Below are 1264 nucleotides of genomic sequence, written 5' to 3' on the forward strand. Positions count from 1 at the left end.
GGGCAGCTTCACCCAGACGCAGCGGCTGTTGCAGTGGCGGGAGAAGGCCGTCGAGCCGCCGGGCGACGCCCGCTCCGAACTGTGGTTCTTCTACCACCTGGGGCGCGTCATCCGGGAGCGGCTGGCCCAGTCGACCCGCCCCCGCGACCGGGCGCTGCTCGACCTCGCCTGGAACTACCCCACCCACGGCCCGAACGCCGAGCCGAGCGCCGAGTCGGTGCTGTACGAGATCAACGGGTACGACGTGGCCAGCGGCCGACCGCTGGCCAGTTACACCGAGATGAAGGACGACGGCTCCACCGCCGGCGGCTGCTGGATCTACACCGGCGTGTACGCCGACGGCGTCAACCAGGCGGCCCGCCGCAAACCCGGCGCCGAGCAGTCGCTGGTGGCCCTGGAGTGGGGCTGGGCCTGGCCGTCGAACCGACGGATCCTCTACAACCGCGCGTCCGCCGACCTGGACGGCAGGCCGTGGAGCGAGCGCAAGAAGTACGTCTGGTGGGACCCGGAGAAGGGCGAGTGGACCGGCTACGACGTGCCGGACTTCGAGAAGACCAAGGCGCCGTCGTACCGGCCGCCGCCGAACACCTCGGGCGTGGCAGGCATCGCCGGCGACGACCCGTTCATCCTTCAGGGCGACGGCAAGGGCTGGCTGTACGCACCCACCGGTGTCCTCGACGGGCCGCTGCCCACGCACTACGAGCCGGTCGAGTCACCGGTGCGCAACCCGCTCTACCGCCAGCAGGCCAACCCGACCCGCAAGGTCTACACACACCCGATCAACACGCTGAACCCGAGCCCGCCGGAGGAGCACAGTCAGGTGTTCCCGTACGTGTTCACGGTCAGCCGGCTCACCGAGCACCACACCGCCGGCGGGATGAGCCGTACCGTCTCGCCCCTCGCGGAGCTGCAACCGGAGATGTTCGTCGAGGTGTCACCGGAGCTGGCGGCCGAACGGGGGCTCGACCACCTGGGCTGGGCGCACCTCGTCACCACCCGTGCGGCCATCGAGGCGAAGGTGCTGGTCACCGATCGGCTCACCCCGCTGCGGGTGGACGGTCGGATCATCCACCAGGTGTGGTTGCCCTACCACTTCGGCTACGAGGGGCTCGTGACCGGCGACCCGGCCAACGACCTGTTCGGCATCACCCTCGACCCGAACGTCCTGATCCAGGAGAGCAAGGTCGGCACCTGCGACGTCCGGCCCGGTCGTCGTCCCACGGGGCCGGCGTTGCTGGACCTGGTCGCCGACTACCAGCGGCGG

At 70.4% G+C, this 1264-nt stretch carries 1 protein-coding gene; it reads left to right on the forward strand.

Features of this window, described 5'->3' with window-relative positions; all coding sequences use genetic code 11:
* A partial coding sequence (locus JNW91_RS31445; protein WP_305070432.1) for a molybdopterin dinucleotide binding domain-containing protein occupies positions 1-1264 on the forward strand: 1264 nt, incomplete at both ends.

The sequence above is a fragment of the Micromonospora parastrephiae genome, from assembly GCF_016802865.1.
Classification (GTDB): Bacteria; Actinomycetota; Actinomycetes; order Mycobacteriales; family Micromonosporaceae; genus Micromonospora; species Micromonospora parastrephiae.